This window comes from Pilibacter termitis (assembly GCF_900167335.1).
GTDB lineage: Bacteria > Bacillota > Bacilli > Lactobacillales > Streptococcaceae > Pilibacter > Pilibacter termitis.
Window position 1 is genome coordinate 81,288 of record NZ_FUXI01000008.1, and the last position, 20,948, is coordinate 102,235.

A 20,948-nucleotide genomic window follows, 5' to 3' on the forward strand; every position below is an offset into this window, starting at 1 on the left:
AAAACTAGCAATTTAGGATAAGTGCGAGTTTTTAGAGGCACCCTTAAAGCAACGTTTTCGTTTGAAAAAGGAAGAAAGATAGTGGAGGAATTATGTTAAATATTATTGAAAAAATTGATTATTGGGGAGAAGCAACACCTGAAGCACCTTGTTTTGTTGAATCTGGAAAAGAATATTCATATAAACAGTTAAAAAATTTAAGTGACAAAATTGCCAAGACAATCCTTGCAAAAGGTTATCCAAAAGAACCAATCGTGGTTTACGGAGAGAATAACTTTGAGGCACTTGCTTGCTTTTTAGGCTGTGTGAAATCAGGTCACGCTTATATTCCGATTGAAGCACATACGCCACTTGAGCGTGTGAAGACGATTGTAGAAGTGAGCGAGCCTGTGGCAGTAATTGCTCTTTCAGAGTGGACGATTGAAACGGTGTATCCCGTTTTGACGATGACAGATTTAGAGAGCGAGAATAGCGAAAAAATAACAAATGCTACGTTTGTGAAAAATGATGAGAATTTCTACTTGATTTATACATCTGGCACGACAGGTGTGCCAAAAGGGGTGCAAATTTCTCATGATAACTTGCTTAGCTTTGTTTCGTGGATGAGAAGTGATTTCAGTATACCTGATAGCATACGCTATTTATCTCAAGCACCGTTTTCGTTTGATTTATCAGTGATGAGTATCTATCCTGCCTTGTATTCGGGGAGTACGCTAATGGCTTTGACAAGAGAAGAGACGATTAATTATAAAACGTTATTTGAAACCTTGCCAACACTTCATGTTAATGCGTGGGTTTCGACACCGTCATTTATGGATATTTGCTTAATGGATAAGAATTTTCACGCTGAAAACTATCCAGAAATGACAGACTTCCTGTTTTGTGGCGAAGAATTGACGAACAAAACGGCACGAACATTAAAAGAACGTTTCCCAAATGCAACGATTTGGAACACCTATGGCCCGACAGAGGCGACAGTTGCGATTACGAAAGTGGAAATTACAAACGAAATTTTAGAAGAATATCCTCGTTTGCCGATTGGTGTCGCAAAATCTGATATTGAAATTCAAATTTTGGATAACGAAGGCAATCTCTTACCTGCAAATGAAACAGGAGAAATCGTTCTTATCGGTGCGAGTGTTTCAAAAGGGTACTTTAAAAACGAAGAAAAAACAGAACAAGCCTTTTACAAAGCAGGTGAAAGACAAGCCTACCGAACAGGCGACGCTGGTTTTTTAGATGAAAAAGGGCAACTTTTCTATCGTGGGCGAATGGATTTCCAAGTGAAACTAAACGGCTACCGTATCGAAATTCAAGATATTGAAAGTCATCTGCTCCAAGTACCACTTGTCAAACAAGCAGTAGTTTTGCCAGAAATGCAAGACTTTAAGGTGAAACGATTGGCGGCAGTTGTCGTAGCAGGTGAGCATGAGTTTGAAAAGGAATTTCAGCTTACAAAAGCCATTCAGCAAGATTTAAGAGAGCGAGTAATGGACTACATGGTGCCAGCGAGATTTATCTATGTCGAAGAATTTCCGCTAACGCAAAATGGAAAAATTGACCGTAAAGCACTAGAACGAGGTGTTTTATAATGTTTATGATTCCGTATGAAACACCGTACTATTTCGTGTTTTTAGCGATTTTACTAATTCCATATGTTGTTATGATGCTACTAGGCAAAAGAATGGTTTGGTATCAAACGCTGATTACGCTGTTTTTCCTGTATATCAGCTTTGCAGGACCTCACATTCAACAAGGAATTGCGTTAATTCTCTATCTCATATGGCAAACAGTACTCATCATGAGCTATCTCGGGTATCGCAAGCGAAAAAACAGTGGCGTTGTCTTTTATTTAGCAGTCGTTCTTGCGATTTTACCACTTGCAATTAGTAAAATTTTTCCGATTTTGCATATTGCGGACACATTGTTTGCATTCTTAGGAATTTCTTATTTGACGTTCAAGTCAGTGCAAATGATTATGGAAACAAGAGACGGGTTGATAAAAGAAATCAATGTTTTTCATTTACTGCAATTTCTCGTCTTTTTCCCAACAATTTCATCGGGACCGATTGACAGATTTCGCCGTTTTGAAAAAGAGCTGAATGCACCTGTTGAACGTGTAAAATATATCGAACTCTTAGATAAAGGAACGTTTTATATTTTCCTAGGTTTCTTGTATAATTTTTTGATTTCGTATATTATCAATTGGAAATTGATGCCTCATTTGCAAGGAAATCTCTTGCTAACAGGTAGTTTAAAAGATTTACTTCTTTATATGTACGCCTATGGATTTAATTTGTTCTTTAACTTTGCAGGATATAGTTTGTTTGCAGTAGGGACAAGTTATTTGCTTGGCTACGAAACACCAATGAATTTCCATTATCCGTTTCGTGCAGAAAGTATCAAGGATTTCTGGAATAGATGGCATATGTCACTTTCGTTTTGGTTTAGAGATTATGTTTATATGCGGTTAACTTATTTGATGGTGAAAAAACGTTGGTTTAAAAATAGAGTAACGGTGAGTAATTTATCGTATTTAGGGCTATTTTTACTCATGGGCTTATGGCATGGGTTAACATGGTACTACGTTGCCTACGGTTTATATCACGCAACGCTTATCATTATCAATGACGCATGGATTCGTTATAAAAAGAAACGAAAAGACAAATTACCAAGCAACCTCCTCACACGTGGACTCTCAATTTTCATCACATTCCACGCAGTAATGCTCGGTTTCCTAATCTTTTCAGGAATACTAGACAAACTATGGTTCAAATAGAAAAGCTACGAGGGGCGTTCAGGGGTTTGTCGCAGTGAGCCACAGCATTTACTTGCTGGAAACGTAGTTTCCAGTGCTGTTGCGAACAGCGACCCAACCCTTGCCCCTCATAGCTAGACAAAGAAAAGCGAGAGGGGCGTTCAGGGGTTTGTCGCAGTGAGCCACAGCATTTACTTGCTGGAAACGTAGTTTCCAGTGCTGTTGCGAACAGCGACCGAACCCCTGTCCCTCACAGCTAGACAAAGAAAAGCTACGAGGGGCGTTTTGAAGTCTGTGGCAGTGAGCCGTGTCGTTTACTTGCTAGAAACGCAAGTTTCAAGCGGCACTGCGAACAGCCACCAGACTTCAGCCCCTCACAGCTAGACAAAGAAAAGCTACGAGGGGCGTTCGGGGGTTTGTCGCAGTGAGCCACGTCGTTCAATGTTTATCAAAGTAAACAACACTCAAATTTTTGTGCAAAAAAATAAAAACAATTTTAACTAAGGAAAGGAAGAATTTAAGTATGAAAGAGCAAGTATTAGACATTTTAGAGCAAGTAACAGCGAGTAGTGAAGTGCGTGAGGATTTAGACCTCAATTTATTTGACGCAGGGATTTTGGATTCAATGGGGAGTGTTATGCTCATGGTAGAACTTGAAAATGCGTTTGGTGTGACGGTGCCAATTTCAGAATTTGACCGTGAGGAGTGGGATACACCAAATAAAATTATTGCTAAGGTGGAGGCTTTAGGAAATGCCTAAAAAGCAAAAATTATTTTTTGCAGTTGCTCCATTTTTCTTGGCGGTATTGCTTGTTGGTGCGGTTTTGTTTTTCCCACGAACACCAGAAAAAATGACACGTCAAGAGCTAAAAGATGTGTCCGTTGCACGCAATGTTCAACTGTTCACAGGAATGGAGTTGAAACAACAAGCGTTTCAAGACAAGAAAGTGATTCCTTTCATGGGAAGTAGTGAACTTTCTCGTATAGATTTAATGCACCCGTCTGTTTTGGCGGAAAAGTATCAGCGTGATTATTTGCCGTTTTTAGTTGGAGCGGCAGGGACTTCGAGTTTATCGCATTATTTTTTCTTGAAAACCAATGAAAAAGAAATGTATGGTAGAAAAGCAGTCTTTATCATTTCGCCACAATGGTTTACACCAGAAGGTGTTCCAAGTGACGCTGCTGGAAAATTCATTTCGCCAATGCAAGTGTGTGATTGGCTCGTCAATACAGGTGAAATCAATGATGATGAGGCTTATCTTGCCAAACGTTTGTTGAAAATGCCAGCATCAACGAGGAGTCTTGTAATTAAGAATTTCATTCAGAAAGTCGCAGAGAAAAAGGAATTGTCGGCACTAGAAATTGCCTTTGTAAAAGCGGAACTTGCGGTTTATCAGCGAGAAGACAGCCTGTTTCGCCGTTTAACAGACGGCAGCATTTGGAAGAGAGTGTTACACCAAGAAAAAGAACTTCCAAAGGAGTATTCTTATGAAAAATTGGACGAATTGGCAGCGAATAAAGCGAAAAAACAAATGACCAATAATGAATTTAGAATACAAGATAGATTTTTCAAAACAAGAATCGAGGGTGGTTTGCATAAACTCAAAGGCTCGCAAGCAAAATGGAGTTATTTGAAATCACCTGAATACAATGATTTTGAAATGGTGCTAGAAGAAATGGCGAAGTTGAAAATGGACGTGATGTTTGTTATTCAACCAACGAATAAATTATGGACGGATTATACAGGACTTTCTAGCGAAATGCTTAATGATTTTTCAGTCAAAATTCGTGAGCAATTGACTTCGCAAGGATTTACGAATGTCATAGATTTTACCGACAAATCTACCACTCCTTATTTTATGAATGATACGATTCATATTGGGTATAGAGGTTGGTTGGCTCTTGACAAACACGTCTTAGATTTCATGAAACAAAGTAACAAAGCTCAATACAATATACAGGAAAAGAAATATTTTTCTAAAGAATGGGCTGATTTTAAGCCTTAGAAGAACAGAAAACCTAGGTATAAACGAATCTTTTTGGAAAAATTGGTTTGTGCTAGGTTTTCTTTTTTATTTTGTCGTTCTTTTGTTAGAATAAGAATAACTAGAATGTGAGGTAGAAGATGGGCATACAAATTGAATTTCCAAAGAATTTTGAGCGTTATGTAGATATGGGGCAAAAGGCAATGAAAGAGCGAAATTTTGCTCAAGCAGCGGAGTATTTTCTAAAAGCATATGAAATCGAACAAGATTTTCCGTTGAATTTTTTGATTGCCAATACGCTTTTTGATATTGGTGAATACAAACAGGCATTAAATTTGGCAAAAGAATTTGAGGAGGATTATCATAGCCATTTGGAATATTTTTCCTTTTACATTCAACTTTTAGCTTTAAACCGACAGTTTATTGAGGCACATAGGGAAATTAACACACGTATTTATGAGGGCGAAGAAAATGAAATGGAAGAACTTGTTCGCCTGAAAAAAGAAGTGCGACATAATGAATTGCTATTCCGTCAGTTTGAACGAAAAAAAATAGAAGAATTAAAAAACGAGATTTCCTTGTTGCCGGAAAAAGAATATTTTCAGCAAATGATAGAGGTAAAGAAAATGTCATTGCTCACTCAAGAAGATTTTCTTGAAGTGGCGAGAAATTTTTTAGCCAACGAAAACGTACAGATTTTGGTAAGAAGTTGGATATTGGAAATGCTTGTCGTAATGGGCGTTCAGGAAGAAATGGAATTTTTATGGGTAGATAAAAGTGTGCAAAAAATCAAGCCGAATGAAACTACCCTACCTTATCAAACCAAAAGCTATCAGCAAGTATTTCAAGAATTAGACGAATTACTCGGTCAAAATGACCCGATTTTAATGGTTAATTTAATGGAGGAAGTGCGTATATTTTTCGCTGTAATTTTTCCGCTATCTGATAGCATTATCACCAATCCTGAAGTTTGGGCAAAAAGTTTTCTTGTTGATTTTTGGGGTGAATACGACCTTATCCAAGAAGTTGAAGAGTTACAAAAGGAAATTTTGGAGAAAAGTCAGTGGAGACGTGGAGTTTTGCTTGGTATGGATTCAGTATAGAGGTGTCCTATAAGAGATGAGCTAGAGAACTCCCGCCTCTAGCTTGTTTTGATTTTGTAAATAGCTTTAGTTGGACATTTGGAAAGTGCTTTTTTGAGATTTTCTGACTTCTCTAGAGTGATATTTTTATCGTCTGGGTGGTGTTTAAACAGTACAATTCCCTCATCATCATATTCCAATACTTCAGGTAAAAAAACGGCACATAGACCGCAAGCAATACACTGGTCTTTTTCTATGGCAATCTGAATTTTTTCCATTTCATTCTCGCTTTCGTTGACACCAAATTTCTTTTCTTCCAAAAAAGAAGAAAAGATAAAGTGGTGGTAAATCGTATGTAGATTGATTATAATAAACAAGGACAACTTTATCAATAGTAAAAATGAAGGGGAATTTTTAAATGATTTTTTTATATTATTCAACCGTTGACGGACAGACAAAGCGAATTGCTGAAAAAATCGAAAGTGTGTTGAAAGAGAACGGGGAGAGGGTTACAATAAAAGAGATAGAAGAAAAAACAGTGACAGATGACTATACATTTTCTGGAAATGACAAAGTGATATTGCTTGCCTCCATTCGTTATGGATTTTTTCCTAAGAAAGTGTATCGCTTTGTAGAAAAGGCACGTCTTGCGAATGTTTCTTGTGAGAGCTACTTTATTGGGGTGAATTTGATTGCGAGAAATGTTGAAAAACAGAGCGTTGAAAACAATGTATATGTACGAAAATTTTTAGAAAAAATAACATGGCAACCGACAAAAGTGAAAATTTTTGCTGGAGCATTGAATTATACAAAATACAATTTTTTCGATAAAAAGATGATACAACTTATTATGAAAATCACAAACGGTCCAACAGATGCAAGCGTGGATACTGATTTTACAGATTGGGCAAGTGTCAAAGAGTTTGCGGAAAGTTTGATAGCAGAGTAAAGGAAAGGGAAGTAAGACATGACAAAAGCAGATAACATTTTCAAAGAAAATATCAAAAAAATCCTAGAGGAAGGGGTGTGGAGTGAGAATGCACGTCCCAAATATAAGGACGGCAATACGGCAAATTCAAAGTATATTACAGGAAGTTTTGCAGAATATGATTTGTCAAAGGGAGAATTTCCTATTACGACACTTCGTCCGATTGCCATTAAGACGGCAATTAAAGAGTTGATGTGGATTTACCAAGACCAAACCAATGATGTAGATATTTTAGAGGATAAATACAATGTGAAATATTGGCGTGATTGGGTACTGGAAGACGGTAAGACCATTGGGCAACGCTATGGTGCAACGGTCAAAAAATACGATATTATGAACAAACTTTTGGACGGGTTTGAGAAAAATCCGTGGAATCGTAGAAATATCATCAATCTTTGGCAGTATGCAGATTTTGAAGAAACGGACGGACTTTTGCCTTGTGCGTTTCAGTCGATGTATGACGTTCGCCGTGTGGGTGAGGAAATTTACCTTGATGCAACGCTTGTGCAACGGAGTAATGATATGTTAGTGGCTCACCACATTAATGCGATGCAATACGTGGCACTTCAAATGATGATTGCGAAGCATTTTGGGTGGAAAGTCGGGAAATTCTTTTATTTTGTTAACAATTTGCATATTTACGACAATCAGTTTGAGCAAGCTCGTGAATTGCTCAGTCGTACACCGAGTGAAAAAGAGCCGAAATTGGTGTTAAATGTGCCAGATAAGACACCGTTTTGGGATATTCGTGCAGAAGATTTTGAGCTACTTGACTACGAACCGGTCAAGCCACAATTAAAATTTGATTTGGCGATATGAAAAAGAAGTTTTTAGAGAAAAATTTTGATGTAAAAGTCTATAATCTTGAGCAAAAAACACCGTATGTCGTGCTAATTCACGGTATTTGGGGAACGCACAAAGATTTATCATTTGTCAAAGAGCGACTACTTCCCAAGAAATTCCGCATTATCAGTATTCAATATCCGAGCGTTGAAAAAATTGAGACGATTGTGCAGAAATATATCGCTCCAACGCTTGAGAAGCTTGATAGTGATGTACCTATTCATTTTGTCGTTCATTCCATGGGGGCGGTAGTGTTGCGTTATTATTTGGCAAATTTTGCCGAACAAACAGGAAAAGTAATCATGATTGCTCCAGCAAATCAAGGAAGTGATTTAGTGAGCATGGTTCCAAAACGACCGCTTTCTCTTATTCTAGGTGAGGCTATGTTTCAGCTAAAGAAAAATGGTGCGTGGATGAACGAACTTCCGTATTTGAAAAAAGATACTTTTATTTTCATGGGGAATCGCTCGAATAATTTTTTGTATTCCTTGTTTATCAAAGGGGAAGATGACGGCATGATTGCAGTTGAAAGTGCAAAAATGGGAGGATTTCCTGTGGAAATAATAGACGGTCAAACGCATACCTCGATTTTGAAAAATGAAGAAGTGTTGTTAGAAATTGAAAAACTATTAATGAAAAATGGAGTCGGAGAATGACAAAGGAAAACTATTTAGAAATGTATCGTGAGGATTTATTGCGAAATCAAGCGAGAGTGACTTCGGTGTTGTTGGAAAATGGTTATTATATTCAGTGGAAGAAAGTGAGTATTTACATTGTTTATTGTCTAACTATCTCTGTTGCCTGTATATATTTTAGCAATCTTTATCCGAGTTTATTCGCTATCTTTTTTTCTATGCTTGGAATATTAGTAGGGAATTTTATTCTTGTAGCAATTAGGTTGAAAATTATTTACAACTATCGTAAGAAAATCAAAGAAAGTTATTCAGAATTTGTTGAAGAGCACTTGAAATTGGCAACGGCTATTTCAGGAAGTAGAAAAGTAGTGGCAGAAGATGAGGAAACTTTTACAATTGAAGGATTTGTTAGAATTGGAAAAGGAAAGTTTGAAGAAAGAAAAATTACTCTGTCTAAAAAACAATACTTACTCAAGGAAAATTCTGTAAATGAAGATCTTTTATTTACCATTTCAATGGGCTATTTTTCACAAAGGAAAAGAAAAAGGAAGGCACCTTTAATTCATTACAGAAATAAAAAAGACGAAACGTTTTACGAAGACAGAAAAGCGTAGAGGGGCGTTTTGAAGTCTGTGGCAGTGAGCCGTGTCGTTTATTCCATGGGGGCGGTAGTGTTGCGTTATTATTTGGCAAATTTTGCCGAACAAACAGGAAAAGTAATTATGATTGCTCCAGCAAATCAAGGAAGTGATTTAGTGAGCATTGTTCCAAAACGACCGTTTTCTCTTATTCTAGGTGAGGCTATGTTTCAGCTAAAGAAAAATGGTGTGTGGATGAACGGACTGCCGTATTTGAAAAAAGATACCTTTATTTTTATGGGAAATCGCTCGAATAATTTTTTGTATTCCTTGTTTATCAAAGGGGAAGATGACGGCATGATTGCAGTTGAAAGTGCAAAAATGTCTGACGTTTCGTTTCAGATAGTCCATGGGGAAAATCATGTATCTATTTTAAAAAATAAAAAAGTTATTAGTGAAATCGAAAAGATTTTGGAGGACAAATGAATAAAAAAGAATATTTATTGACATTTGAAGAAGATTTATTAGCCAATCAAGAACAAATTACAAATGAAGTAATTTCATTTTTGAAAAAGAGAGTACGACTTAACTTTATTGTAGGCATAATTGTATTTATTTTATCTGTAGTGGCGGAAATTTTGTTTTACTTGGAAGGCAATGATTTTCTTTTGGGGCTATATGTGGTTTGTGATGTTATCCTATTTTTCGGTGTTTTGTTAGTAGTGCAACAGTTAAACAAGCAAAAAAAGAAACTCAAAACAAACTATTCTGAATACGTAAAGGAAAATGTTGAAACACTTTCTTTTACATCTAGTCAAACGAAACTATTGAAAGAAGATGCAGAGGCTTACGTCCTTGAAATATTTGTGAGAGCAAATAAAAATACAATAACGAAGAAAATTTTTACATTACCAAAAGAAGCATATTTGATCAAAGGAAATTCAGTAAATGAAAAATTCATATTTTACCTTTCGCTTGCTAGTTATAAGAGATTATGGAGTAACGTTCCAGCCATTCTTTTTACGTATAGGTATAAAGAAAATGGAGAACTTTTCATATTAAAAAAGGAGGGGGAGTAATGTTAACAGCAATTTGGGCAGAAGATAAAAATGGTTTAATAGGGAAGAACAATCAACTTCCTTGGCATTTGCCGAATGATTTACAATTTTTTAAGGAAAAAACGCTAGGAAACACCATAGTAATGGGGCGAGAAACTTATGAGGGAATGGGCAAACGTCCTTTGCCGAATCGCCAAACAATTGTGCTGACAAGAAATGCTGACTATAATTCAGAGCATGAAAATGTGCTTGTGATGAATAGTGTGGACGAAGTAATGGAGTATGCAAAAAATAGTGAAACGCTAGTCATGATTACAGGCGGTGCAACGGTGTATAAGGCATTTGAGCCTTATATGACTACACTTTATCGAACGGTAGTGCAAGAAGAATTTGAGGGGGATACTTATTTTCCAGAATGGGATTTTTCCCACTTTGAATTAGTAGAAACAATTGAGGGAATAGTAGATGAAAAAAATAAATATCCTCATGTTTTTGAACGGTGGGAAAGTGTAAAATAGCATATGGTCATCTCTAAAAACTCGCACTTCTTCTAAATTGCTATTTTTTAGAGTTGCCCATAAGAAAGAGGTAGCTTATGAGAACGATTAGAATGGTTGAACCACAAGATTATGCACAACTGATGAAGATTGAGAATGAAATTTGGACGAATGACAATTCTCCTGTTTTGCATTGGTATGAAAATGTTGAGGAATTTCAAGAAAAAATGCAGAATGCGACAATTGTTGTCGCACTTGAAAATGAAAAAATACTAGGTTTCTTGAATTTATCTCAAATGAGCAAACTTGAAAGCAATCGCTTTTCTATGTTGATTGGCATTGGTGTGGCGAAAAACGCTCAATCTAGCGGTGTAGGAAGGAATTTGATAAGCTGGGTGAAAGAATACGCACGAGAACATGGAAAGCATAAGATTGGTTTACGTGTACTTTCGACCAATGAAAAAGCCATTCGTTTTTACGAAAAAAACGGGTTTATTGAAGAAGGACGATTGAGAGATGAATTTTTCATTGACGGAAAATTTGTTGATGATGTATTTATGGCTTGTTTTTTAGAATAGAATAGTAGAGGGAAAATGAAAATATATTATCCGAAAAATGAAAAGAAAGTTTGGAAAAAACTTATTGCGACACCGTTATTTGAGCAAGTTTTTGCCTATCTTCTTTCGCATGAAAATGTGATTTTAAGGGAGTTAAAGCAAAAATTTCCAGAGAAGAATTTTGAGAAATTATTGGACGAAATGATTACGCTTGGCATAGTAATTCGAGAAAATCGCAGGTATAGAGTAGGTGTTCAACTGCTGGAGGAGTTGCCAAAATTTGATGTGGTCGAGCATGATTTTTTACAAGGTTATACGCAGGAGGAAGTAAGTTGCGGTTGGCATTTGTTTTTGCAGACGATTGAGTTTGATGTGGAAACTCCATTGTTTGTGAAAAATTTTACTCCGCTTGCTCTCGCACTTGAGAAACTTCCGCTTGCTCAAGAGTTGCTAGATGAAAAAAGTCAACTTCATTTTTGTTCTTTTAGCACGATTGGGCTTGATAAAGGTACGATTTCAGATTATTTTCAGAAGCTGAGTGAAAATAGTAGATTGAGCGGCGAAGAAATGGAGATTTATTCATTGTTAGGCGATGTTAACCCGAGTTATGCAATGCGTGCGTTTTCGATATATTTGTTGAAATTCTTAGAGAATACTTCGTTGGAAAAAAGACGTGAGGACATATTTTTGGATGCTTTGGTGCATTTTAATGTGTTAAGGCAAAAAAAGACAACGTATTTTTTAAATGTTCCTTTTTACCAAAAAGAGTGTGGTCAAGAAGTCTTAGGCTTGCTCAAGGAAAATTTCCCAGAAGTTACAAGAATAGAAGATTTTTTGAAACTATCGGAGTATTTTGCTAGGTATTCTCAAAAAATCAAAGAAAATTTTATAAGTTTGGAGCGAAAAGATGAAAAATAACATCATGCAGGAGATTGAACAATTTATCACAGACCGCAATTGGCGACAAAATCATAACGCGAAAGATTTGGCAGTTGCGATTTCGATTGAGTCAGGCGAGCTTTTGGAGGATTTTCTATGGCTTTCTGCCGAGGAGGGCTTGGCGAGAAATATGGAAAACATCAAGGAGGAGTTGGCGGATGTGCTGATTTATGCTTATCAGTTGGCAAGTTTGCTTGATTTGGATGTAGAGGAGATTATGCGAGAGAAAATAGCGAAAAATGCGTTAAAATATCCGATTGAGAAGTGATTTTCCAAAAAAACACTTGCATTTTTCAAAAAATCTGATATACTAAAGTTCCTACCTTTTGAAGTAGGAACCTTTTTTAAGGGGTTGTTACGGATTCGACAGGTGTAGTTTGAGCAGGGATTGCGCTTCGCAGGTTACGTCTGCGTTAAAACGTTACAGTTAAATATAACTGCAAAACAAAACAATTCTTACGCTTTAGCTGCCTAAAAAACAGCGGGCGTGAGCGTCTTGGTGTCGCCCATGCACTCAAGTAACGCTCTCATTTCAGTGGGATACGATAAATTTTTCCGTCTGCAAAATTTATAAGAGATCATCAGACTGGCAATTTGGAACGCGAGTTTTGCCGCGACCCAAATTGTAAGAAAAAATAGCAAGACTATGAGCGTAGATATGTTTGTGGCAATATGCTTGGACGCGGGTTCAATTCCCGCCAGCTCCATTTTGAGAAACTCCTTGAGCCTTTTGATTGGTTTAGGGAGTTTTTTTTATTTGGGTAATGAGTGTGATTTTTTCAGATTTTTTGTTTTATTCAATCTTTAATAACTACGAGGAGCAGGAGTTTGGCAACTGTTCGCAATGTCGAACGCAACTAATGTTGCGATTAAATAAACGACATGGCTACTGTTGCAAACTCCTGACCGCCCTCTCCGCTTTTCGTTTTGTCTAGCTCCGAAGTGCTGAAGTTTGGTCGCTGTTCGCAACAGCACTGGAAACTACGTTTCCAGCAAGTAAATGCTGTGTCTCACTGCGACAAACTTCACCCCGCCCTTCTCCGCTTTTCGTTTTGTCTAGCTCCGAAGTGCAGAAGTTTGGTCGCTGTTCGCAACAGCACTGGAAACTACGTTTCCAGCAAGTAAATGCTGTGGCTCACTGCGACAAACTTCACCCCGCCCTTCTCCGCTTTTCGTTATAACTTTACAACAAATTCTGTTCCTACGCCTACTTGACTATTTAATTCGATTGTTCCGCCAAGTAAGTCTACATAATTTTTAACAATGGATAATCCTAATCCTGTTCCGCCAGAATAGCGTGTGCGTGCTTTGTCTACTCGATAGAATCGTTCGAAAATTCGTTTTTGGTTTTCGAGGTCAATGCCGATACCGTTGTCTTTAATGCTTAGTGTAAGAGAAGTTTCGTCTATCGAAAAATGAAGTTCGATTTTTCCTTTTTCTTTGGAATATTGTATGGCATTTTCAAATAAATTTTTCACAATCGGTTGGAACAATGCAGGTTTTGTTGAAAAGCAAGGCTTACTTGTTGAAGTAGAAGAAATTTCTACTTGTAATTCTTTTTCTTGAATTTGACTAATATAACTTTTCGTCAAATCTTCCAAAAAATTTTTGAGATTAATCTCTTGATTTTCGCCCTCGTAAGTATCTCGTCCTCTAGACAATTGTAAAATTTCTTGTATGAGATGTTCTAAACGTTTCGCATCTCTTTGCATAATCTCAAGAAACTGGCGAGTTAATTCTTTGTCTTCCATCGCACCGTCTAAAAGTGTTTCGGTAAAACCGATTAGACTGGTAACAGGCGTTTTCAGCTCATGAGAAACATTGCCGACAAAATCACGTTGCATTTGCTCAAGTTGTCGCACTCTTGTCAAATTGTACGCTGATCCAATCATCGAAAGTTCGCTTGAAGTATGATCAATATATCTCAAAGTAACATCTAGCACACGTTCAGGTGAGGATAAATGAATTTCCTTTTGCTCGGAATGTTTTGCTTGTAGACTTTGTTGAATTAATAACAAAAGTTCACTTTGAGCAAATACTTGCGTATAATGCTTATTTTTACATTCGTCAACCTCTAAAATTTGAGCAAGTGCAGGGTTTATCAACAGAACGGTGCCATCTTTTTTTAGCAAAAATACACCAATCATCAATTCTTGTAAAAATTGATAAAATTGTTCTTCGGTTGATTGATAGGCTTGATAGGTTGCACTCATTTTTTGGTTGAGAGAATTGATGACCGTGTAAAATTCCTGCATATTTTTCGATTCTGTCAAAATTGCATGGACTTCTTCAGGTTTTCGCAAACTTTTTTTCAAAACAGGCAAGATCATCTCAATAGGTTCATTTTTTTGGCGAATCAATCGTAAAATGGAAATGCCAAGAATAATGAACAGCACGCTTAAAATTCCAATCATATAGCTACGAAATAGCTCGATTGCCTTGGAAAAACTTGCGACTTCGTTAGAAATTCTCAAAAAACCAATCAGTTTTCCGTCCGTTTTGACAGGAAGGGCAACGTAGAGCCAATCTTTTTTTTGCTGAGTAGGACTTTTGCGAACGGAAGTGCCAATATTTGCTCCTTTTTCAATGGCTTGAATTTCAGGACGATTTTTTCGACTGGTGCCAATTTTATCCCCCGCACTATCAAAAAGAATTGTGCCGTCGGAAAGAAGAATCGTCAAACGATCTTGATCCACACGAAGAAAATCAGCCATTGTTTTTTCTTGTTCTGCATTCAATGTTTCCTTTTCCAAGACTTGCTTGGTTGGAAATGTATCAATGAAAAGCGTTAATTTCTTCTCTAAAAGCCCTGTTTGTTGATGAATGACTTGTTCTTTGAAAAAATGATTGCCTACGAGCAAACAGGTGATGAAAAGCAACAGTAGCACAAGAAGTGCAGAAAATCCTTCACGAAACGTTTTGGAACGTAGCATATTGCGACCTCACTTTTCTTCGGGTTGCTGGAAACGATAGCCAAATCCACGAACAGTCACTAAATATTTTGGATTTTTTGGGTCGAGTTCAATTTTTTCACGCAAATGACTTACGTGAACGTCAACAATTCTCGTTGTACCGTCAAAATCAAAACTCCACATTCGATCAAGCAACACTTCACGAGGAATAATTCGCCCAAGTCGTTTCATAAAGTAACTCAGCAACTCAAATTCTTTAGGTGTGACATCTACTTTTTTGCCACGAACATTGACAGAAAAATTATTCGGGTCAACGATAATTTCCCCTGCTTGCAAAAGTGGTTGATGAACTTCAAGTTCTTGGTCGTTCATTTGTTCGGGTGTGTGAAGTTGAGCTTTGGTAATTTCTTCTCGACGAAAAATAGCTTTCATGCGTGCAATCACTTCACGTGGCGAAAAAGGTTTGGTTAAATAATCATCCGCTCCGATTTCAAGCCCGATAATTTTTTCCACTTGGTCATCTTTTGCGGTCAAAATCAAGATTGGCACATCAATTTTTTCACGGCGTAACTTCCGTGTAATTTCCATTCCGTTCATGCTTGGCAACATGACATCCAACACAAGAAAATCATATCCGCCATTTATCGCCATTTCAAACGCAATCTTCCCGTCCTCAGCAGTATCAACGGTGTACCCCTCTTTTTCCAAATTAAATTTCAAAAGCGTTAGAATAGACAATTCATCGTCTACTACAAGAATTTTTTTCATTCCGTTTTCCTCTATTTTCACTTTTTTACTAAAGGGAGACTTTAGGTTTTATAGAAATTATATCATTATTTCACTGAATTGAGAGGTGAATTTTTTGTTTTTCTATTAGATTTTAAAATTGCCTCGGTATTCACTTGAAAACAATGCAAAGTCTACCCTTTTTATGTTAAAATAAAAAGACTGAATAAGAACAAGGAGTATCAGATGAATTTAGACAAAAATGAATTAAAACAAAGACAAGAAAAAATCCGTAATTTCTCGATTATTGCACATATTGACCATGGAAAATCGACACTTGCCGATAGAATTTTGGAACAAACGAATACTGTAAGCAAGCGTGAAATGCAAGATCAGTTGCTTGATTCTATGGATTTGGAGCGTGAGCGTGGGATTACGATTAAGCTGAATGCGATTGAGTTGAATTATACGGCAAAAGACGGGGAAACTTATATTTTCCATTTGATTGATACACCGGGGCATGTTGACTTTACCTATGAAGTATCACGTAGTTTGGCTGCTTGTGAGGGGGCAATTCTTGTGGTGGATGCCGCACAAGGGATTGAGGCACAGACACTTGCCAATGTATATTTAGCATTAGACAATGACCTTGAAATTTTACCTGTGATCAACAAAATCGACTTGCCAGCAGCAGATCCAGAGCGTGTACGTAAGGAAATCGAAGATGTTATTGGCATTGACGCAAGTGAGGCAGTGCTTGCGAGTGCAAAGGCGGGGATTGGGATTGAGGAAATTTTAGAGCAGATTGTTGAAAATGTTCCTGCACCAAGTGGCAATCTTGATGCACCGCTGAAAGCATTGATTTTTGACTCCGTTTATGATGCGTATCGTGGCGTGATTTTAAATATTCGTGTTATGGATGGAATCGTAAAAGTTGGAGATACGATACAGTTGATGAGCAATGGCAAGACATTTGAGGTAACAGAAGTCGGTGTATTTTCTCCAAAAGCGATTGGACGAGATTACTTAATGGTTGGGGACGTTGGTTACCTTGCTGCAAGTATTAAAACCGTACAAGATACACGTGTGGGGGATACGATTACGCTAAAAGACAATCCAGCAAAAGAGGCATTAGACGGTTATCGCCAGTTGAATCCAATGGTGTTCTGTGGACTTTATCCGATTGATACCGCGCGTTACAATGATTTGCGTGAGGCACTTGAAAAATTACAGCTCAATGATGCTGCTTTGCAATTTGAACCAGAAACTTCTCAAGCCTTAGGTTTTGGTTTCCGTTGTGGATTCTTAGGACTTTTACACATGGACGTAGTGCAAGAGCGTCTTGAGCGTGAATTCAATCTTGAGCTTATCATGACGGCTCCTAGTGTAATTTATCATGTCAACATGACAAATGGTGAGCAAATTATTGTCAGCAATCCAAGTGAGTTTCCAGAGGCAGTGAAGATTGATAGTGTAGAAGAGCCTTATGTAAAAGCTGAAATCATGGTACCAAATGATTATGTTGGGGCTGTTATGGAGCTTTCACAGCGAAAACGTGGGGAATTTGTGACAATGGATTATCTTGATGATTACCGTGTAAATGTGGTGTACAATATCCCACTTTCAGAAATTGTCTTTGACTTTTTTGACAAGCTGAAATCCTCAACAAAAGGATATGCTAGTTTTGACTATGAAATTTCTGGCTATAAAGCAAGTAGATTAGTGAAAATGGATATTTTACTCAACGCTGAAAAAGTCGATGCACTTTCTTTTATTGTGCATAGAGATTTCGCTTATGAACGCGGAAAAATCATCGTAGAGAAACTGAAAAAACTTATTCCAAGACAACAATTTGAAGTGCCAATTCAAGCGGCAATTGGAAGTAAAATTGTGGCACGTAGTGATATTAAGGCACTGCGTAAAAACGTTTTGGCAAAATGTTACGGAGGAGATGTCAGTCGTAAACGCAAACTCCTAGAAAAACAAAAAGCAGGGAAAAAACGTATGAAAATGGTCGGAAGTGTTGAAGTACCGCAAGAGGCATTTCTTTCTGTGCTTTCTATGGATGAGGAAGAGAGTAAGAAAAAATAAGGGATGGGAACATCTATTATTTTCAGTGGAGTGAAAATAGTAGATGTTTTTTTGGTTATTTTCATTCGGATGAAATGATATAGATAGCAATTTTGGGTAAATGTGAGTTTTTATAGGTATTTATAAATTTTCTTCCTAATTTATCAACAGACTTTTTTGAACACAAAAATAAAAATAGATTGACCAAACCCCAATAAACCGTTATACTTAAACTAGAGATAATAATTGTTAGGTGAGGCTTCTGTCGGAACATAGGCTATCGCCCAGAAATGTCGAGAGACGCCAATGGGCAGAACAGAGATTGTCGTTAAGGCATTCTTTAGAATAGCTTGGAAAACCATACGTCCGTCACGTGCCAAAGCTCAACGAACGAATGTTCTTTTGCTTACGCCTATTTATGTAGGCTTTTTTTATGTTCCGGAGTGTCACAAAGCAATTATTTTCCAAAAGGAACTGTTGGTAAAAACGAACAAAATCCTTAATTTTCAAAGATGGAGAAAAAGCACATGAAAACAATTTATCAATCAACTGTTGACACCTTTCGTGAAATTGAAGAATCACAAAATGGTAGCTGGATAAAATTGGTTAATCCAACGCAAAAAGAATCTCTTGTGATAGCTGATAGGTACAATATTGACATTGAGGACTTGCGTGCTCCGCTTGACTTGGAAGAACGCTCTCGTATTACGGTTGAGGACAATTATACGATGATTTTGGTGGATATTCCAATGCTTGAGGACCGGAACAAAAAAGAGTGGTACACGACGATTCCGCTTGGTATTATTATCACAAATGAAGTATTGATTACCACTTGTCTACAAGAAACACGTGTATTGGATGATTTTGAAAATGGTCGAGTGAAAGATTTTTATACATTCATGAAAACGAGATTTATTTTCCAAATCCTTTATAAAAATGCAAAAGTGTACTTGCAATATCTTCGTGCGATTGACCGTAAAAGTTCAGAAGTGGAAAAAAAATTGCACCAATCTACCAAAAATGAAGAGCTAATCGAGCTTTTGGAACTTGAAAAATCCCTCGTTTATTTTACGACAAGTTTGCGTACAAACGAGCGTGTGTTAGAAAAGTTAGTGAAATTAAAATCAATCAAGAAATACCCTGATGACGAAGATTTATTGGAAGATACCATTGTCGAAAATCAGCAGGCAATGGAAATGGCAAGCATTTATGGAAATATTTTAAGTGGCATGATGGATGCGTTCGCCTCTGTTATTTCAAACAATCAAAACATTATCATGAAAGTGTTGGCGTTGATTACGATTGTTATGTCTATTCCTACCATGATTTTTTCTGCTTACGGTATGAACGTTGAAGGCAAAGGAATGCCGTTTGCCGAAAGTCCATTTGGTTTTTGGATTATTATCTGTATTTCGTTTGTGATTAGTATTTTTACGACTGTTTATTTTATTTGGAAAAAGTGGTTTTAGTAAATAACCCCTTGAGAACATTGCGTTTTCAAGGGGTATTTTTGTTTTTAGTTATGAAAAGTAGCACTAAAGTAGCGAAATTTTATCAAGTTTATTTACTATATTACTTTTCATATTCTCTGTAACATGATTGTATATTTCTAAAGTTGTGCTTTGGTTTCCATGTCCAACACGTTCTGAAATTGCTTTTATTGGCACATTTAATTCAGCTAAAAGTGAAATATGTGTGTGTCTAAATATGTGAGATGTTAGTTCTTTTTTTATTGTTGTTTTCTCTTTTGCTGATTTTAGGAACTTATTAAACTCTTTATTGGAAACAATTCCACCATATCGTGTGCAAAAAATTCGTTTTTCATCATTGCAATAACGTTCGTTAACAGAAAAGATTGTGTTTCTTTCAATTTGCATATTGAGAATTTCTTTTGTACGTCTATCAATTTCAATGACTCTATAAGAATTGAGATTTTTTGGACTTGTTATTTTCGGTTTTGCTATCCCATTGATTGAGTCTACACTACCAACGATTTCAATTTTATCTCCCTTTATATTTTCTTCACAAAGTGCAATACATTCCCCGTAACGCAAACCAGTTCTTGCAAGAAATTCGGCAATTAAGCAGTAGTTATTATTTTCTGATTGCATAGCTTTCAATAATTCTGATAATTCTTCCATTGTGAGATACTTATTTCTAATGTTGTTTATTTGGTCTATCGTTTTTTCTTTCTTTGGAACTTTTACTTTTTTCACAGGGTTTATTTGTAAATATCCCATATCTTCAGCAAAAGAAAAAATCATATTGAGTACCATTTTATGATTTTTCTTATAACCATTGGACTGTTTCATTATTTTTTCGTTTTCAAAGAAAGATTGTATAAAAGAAGTGTCAATGTTACGAACAAGAGAAGAAGTATCTAGTAATTCATTTGCGTAGTAAATCGTTTGAGAATATGTTAACTTCGTCCTTGATTTTACAGACGGAAAATGCAACGCTTGCCATTTCTCAAACAATTCAGCGAGCGTTATATCGCTTTGTGTTTGTTTCTGTATCTTTCTATCAATCTTTTCATTCAAGAGCCGTAGAGCCTCTTTTTGAGCTTGTGGAGTGTCTTTGGCGAGCGTAACAGAAACGTATTTTGTTTTTTCGTTATAAGGGTCTTTGTAGCGTTCGTTGTATTTGTATTTACCGTTTTTTAGGGTTTCTATCCACATTTTTTCACTTCCTTTCTACTGTCAAATAAAAAAAGGCTAATTTCATCTTGCGATAAGTTAGCCTTAAAAGTCTAATAACCCAATCCTCACAGAGTGAATCATGAGCGAACGGTCGAACCGTTCTTTCCTTATCTATATATTATTCTTATTTATTTAGATAGTCAACTATCATTAGCGATTACTTGCCTTCTAATCTTTCAATTTCTTTGCTAAGATTTTCTAAATAATCTTTCACTATAGGGGAGTTTGGAGGATTTAACGTTTTGTATTTTATAAATTCTTCTAGTGCTTTTTCATTCGCTTGTTTACGCGTAATTTTTCCTTTGTCCTGTAAAAGAATATCGTCTGTCAATTCAATATATCTATCAACTTGCGTTATCCAGTCTACCATTTTCATTTGTTTTTTTCTTCGTGCTTGACGTTCAGCAATATCAAGAAAAGCTGACGACATTTGATTTAAATCTTCTAATTCATTTTTTAGTAAGTAATTTTTTGCAACTGTAATGTCTGCTTTTTGTGGATAATTGCTTTTCATGGTTGTTAACCCCATATTAACTTGTTGAGCATTCGCACGAGAAAACACAATTTCAGGGGCAGTATGTCCAGTGATTGCATAATGGAGCTTGTTTTGAATTATTTGGA

General features: G+C 36.6%; 24 protein-coding genes, 1 other RNA gene and 1 riboswitch. Of the genes, 19 read left to right on the top strand and 6 right to left on the bottom strand.

Annotated elements, in window-relative coordinates; genetic code table 11:
* The first annotated feature begins 92 nt into the window (after positions 1-92).
* From dltA to B5D30_RS04835, 6 genes are all read left to right on the top strand, one after another.
* Positions 93-1,592 (top strand): D-alanine--poly(phosphoribitol) ligase subunit DltA, encoded by a 1,500-nt coding sequence (dltA, locus tag B5D30_RS04815; RefSeq protein ID WP_078806900.1) that lies wholly within the window; start codon positions 93-95, stop codon positions 1,590-1,592.
* A complete protein-coding gene (dltB, locus tag B5D30_RS04820) occupies positions 1,592-2,779 on the top strand; it encodes a D-alanyl-lipoteichoic acid biosynthesis protein DltB (RefSeq protein ID WP_078806901.1) in 1,188 nt (395 codons plus the stop codon). Before dltA ends, dltB begins: the two co-directional genes overlap by 1 nt.
* 195 nt (positions 2,780-2,974) lie before the next feature.
* A complete protein-coding gene (locus tag B5D30_RS13505) occupies positions 2,975-3,142 on the top strand; it encodes a hypothetical protein (RefSeq protein ID WP_159443209.1) in 168 nt (55 codons plus the stop codon).
* A gap of 139 nt (positions 3,143-3,281) precedes the next feature.
* Positions 3,282-3,518 (top strand): D-alanine--poly(phosphoribitol) ligase subunit DltC, encoded by a 237-nt coding sequence (dltC, locus tag B5D30_RS04825; RefSeq protein ID WP_078806902.1) that lies wholly within the window; start codon positions 3,282-3,284, stop codon positions 3,516-3,518.
* Positions 3,511-4,764 (top strand): D-alanyl-lipoteichoic acid biosynthesis protein DltD, encoded by a 1,254-nt coding sequence (gene dltD, locus B5D30_RS04830; protein ID WP_078806903.1) that lies wholly within the window; start codon positions 3,511-3,513, stop codon positions 4,762-4,764. The genes dltC and dltD overlap by 8 nt, the downstream gene beginning before the upstream one ends.
* Before the next feature lie 119 nt (positions 4,765-4,883).
* Positions 4,884-5,846 carry a tetratricopeptide repeat protein gene (locus B5D30_RS04835; protein WP_078806904.1) on the top strand — a complete coding sequence of 321 codons (963 nt, stop codon included), beginning with the start codon at positions 4,884-4,886 and terminating at the stop codon, positions 5,844-5,846.
* Between the two features lie 38 nt (positions 5,847-5,884).
* Here B5D30_RS04835 and B5D30_RS04840 read toward each other — a convergent pair whose 3' ends face one another.
* Complete coding sequence (locus tag B5D30_RS04840) at positions 5,885-6,103, bottom strand: ferredoxin (protein WP_078806905.1); 219 nt, start codon at positions 6,101-6,103, stop codon at positions 5,885-5,887.
* Between the two features lie 140 nt (positions 6,104-6,243).
* On the opposite strand from B5D30_RS04840, the gene hemG reads away from it, so the two are divergent.
* From hemG to ssrA, 11 genes are all read left to right on the top strand, one after another.
* Complete coding sequence (gene hemG, locus B5D30_RS04845) at positions 6,244-6,774, top strand: menaquinone-dependent protoporphyrinogen IX dehydrogenase (RefSeq protein WP_078806906.1); 531 nt, start codon at positions 6,244-6,246, stop codon at positions 6,772-6,774.
* Positions 6,775-6,792: 18 nt separating this feature from the next.
* Entirely contained in the window at positions 6,793-7,632 is an 840-nt protein-coding gene (locus tag B5D30_RS04850; protein ID WP_078806907.1) for a thymidylate synthase, read from the top strand.
* Positions 7,629-8,312: an alpha/beta hydrolase gene (locus tag B5D30_RS04855; protein WP_078806908.1), complete on the top strand. Its 684-nt coding sequence runs from the start codon at positions 7,629-7,631 to the stop codon at positions 8,310-8,312. The genes B5D30_RS04850 and B5D30_RS04855 overlap by 4 nt, the downstream gene beginning before the upstream one ends.
* The gene (locus tag B5D30_RS04860) at positions 8,309-8,905 is read left to right on the top strand and encodes a hypothetical protein (RefSeq protein WP_078806909.1); all 597 of its coding nucleotides are present in this window, start codon (positions 8,309-8,311) and stop codon (positions 8,903-8,905) included. The genes B5D30_RS04855 and B5D30_RS04860 overlap by 4 nt, the downstream gene beginning before the upstream one ends.
* Positions 8,906-8,914: 9 nt before the next feature.
* Positions 8,915-9,355, top strand: coding sequence for a lipase family protein (locus B5D30_RS04865; RefSeq protein WP_078806910.1), 441 nt, complete (start codon positions 8,915-8,917; stop codon positions 9,353-9,355).
* Positions 9,352-9,948 carry a hypothetical protein gene (locus B5D30_RS04870; protein ID WP_078806911.1) on the top strand — a complete coding sequence of 199 codons (597 nt, stop codon included), beginning with the start codon at positions 9,352-9,354 and terminating at the stop codon, positions 9,946-9,948. Before B5D30_RS04865 ends, B5D30_RS04870 begins: the two co-directional genes overlap by 4 nt.
* Positions 9,948-10,445: a dihydrofolate reductase gene (locus B5D30_RS04875; RefSeq protein WP_078806912.1), complete on the top strand. Its 498-nt coding sequence runs from the start codon at positions 9,948-9,950 to the stop codon at positions 10,443-10,445. Before B5D30_RS04870 ends, B5D30_RS04875 begins: the two co-directional genes overlap by 1 nt.
* A gap of 77 nt (positions 10,446-10,522) precedes the next feature.
* Positions 10,523-11,002 (top strand): GNAT family N-acetyltransferase, encoded by a 480-nt coding sequence (locus B5D30_RS04880; protein WP_078806913.1) that lies wholly within the window; start codon positions 10,523-10,525, stop codon positions 11,000-11,002.
* A 15-nt stretch (positions 11,003-11,017) separates the two neighbouring features.
* Positions 11,018-11,899, top strand: coding sequence for a DUF1803 domain-containing protein (locus B5D30_RS04885; protein WP_078806914.1), 882 nt, complete (start codon positions 11,018-11,020; stop codon positions 11,897-11,899).
* Complete coding sequence (locus tag B5D30_RS04890) at positions 11,889-12,188, top strand: nucleotide pyrophosphohydrolase (RefSeq protein WP_078806915.1); 300 nt, start codon at positions 11,889-11,891, stop codon at positions 12,186-12,188. Before B5D30_RS04885 ends, B5D30_RS04890 begins: the two co-directional genes overlap by 11 nt.
* Before the next feature lie 80 nt (positions 12,189-12,268).
* Positions 12,269-12,630, top strand: a transfer-messenger RNA (tmRNA) gene (gene ssrA, locus B5D30_RS04895).
* 94 nt (positions 12,631-12,724) lie between these two features.
* Here the strand turns inward: ssrA and B5D30_RS13510 are convergent.
* The 3 genes from B5D30_RS13510 to B5D30_RS04905 form a co-directional block, all read right to left on the bottom strand.
* Complete coding sequence (locus B5D30_RS13510) at positions 12,725-12,895, bottom strand: hypothetical protein (RefSeq protein WP_159443210.1); 171 nt, start codon at positions 12,893-12,895, stop codon at positions 12,725-12,727.
* 200 nt (positions 12,896-13,095) lie between these two features.
* On the bottom strand, positions 13,096-14,853 hold the full coding sequence (locus B5D30_RS04900) for a sensor histidine kinase (RefSeq protein WP_078806916.1): 1,758 nt from the start codon (positions 14,851-14,853) through the stop codon (positions 13,096-13,098).
* Positions 14,854-14,862: 9 nt separating this feature from the next.
* On the bottom strand, positions 14,863-15,600 hold the full coding sequence (locus B5D30_RS04905; RefSeq protein WP_078806917.1) for a response regulator transcription factor: 738 nt from the start codon (positions 15,598-15,600) through the stop codon (positions 14,863-14,865).
* A 204-nt stretch (positions 15,601-15,804) separates the two neighbouring features.
* Between B5D30_RS04905 and lepA the strand changes: the two genes are divergently transcribed.
* Both lepA and B5D30_RS04920 read left to right on the top strand, forming a co-directional pair.
* Positions 15,805-17,649 carry a translation elongation factor 4 gene (gene lepA, locus B5D30_RS04910; RefSeq protein WP_078806918.1) on the top strand — a complete coding sequence of 615 codons (1,845 nt, stop codon included), beginning with the start codon at positions 15,805-15,807 and terminating at the stop codon, positions 17,647-17,649.
* Positions 17,650-17,866: 217 nt separating this feature from the next.
* Positions 17,867-18,030: riboswitch (M-box (ykoK) riboswitch) on the top strand.
* A 125-nt stretch (positions 18,031-18,155) separates the two neighbouring features.
* Positions 18,156-19,097 carry a magnesium transporter CorA family protein gene (locus tag B5D30_RS04920; RefSeq protein WP_078806920.1) on the top strand — a complete coding sequence of 314 codons (942 nt, stop codon included), beginning with the start codon at positions 18,156-18,158 and terminating at the stop codon, positions 19,095-19,097.
* 66 nt (positions 19,098-19,163) lie between these two features.
* On the opposite strand, the gene B5D30_RS04925 is transcribed toward B5D30_RS04920, so the two are convergent.
* Both B5D30_RS04925 and rhuM read right to left on the bottom strand, forming a co-directional pair.
* The gene (locus B5D30_RS04925; protein ID WP_159443211.1) at positions 19,164-20,168 is read right to left on the bottom strand and encodes a tyrosine-type recombinase/integrase; all 1,005 of its coding nucleotides are present in this window, start codon (positions 20,166-20,168) and stop codon (positions 19,164-19,166) included.
* A 316-nt stretch (positions 20,169-20,484) separates the two neighbouring features.
* A partial coding sequence (gene rhuM, locus B5D30_RS04930; RefSeq protein ID WP_144399488.1) for a RhuM family protein occupies positions 20,485-20,948 on the bottom strand: 464 nt, incomplete at its 5' end.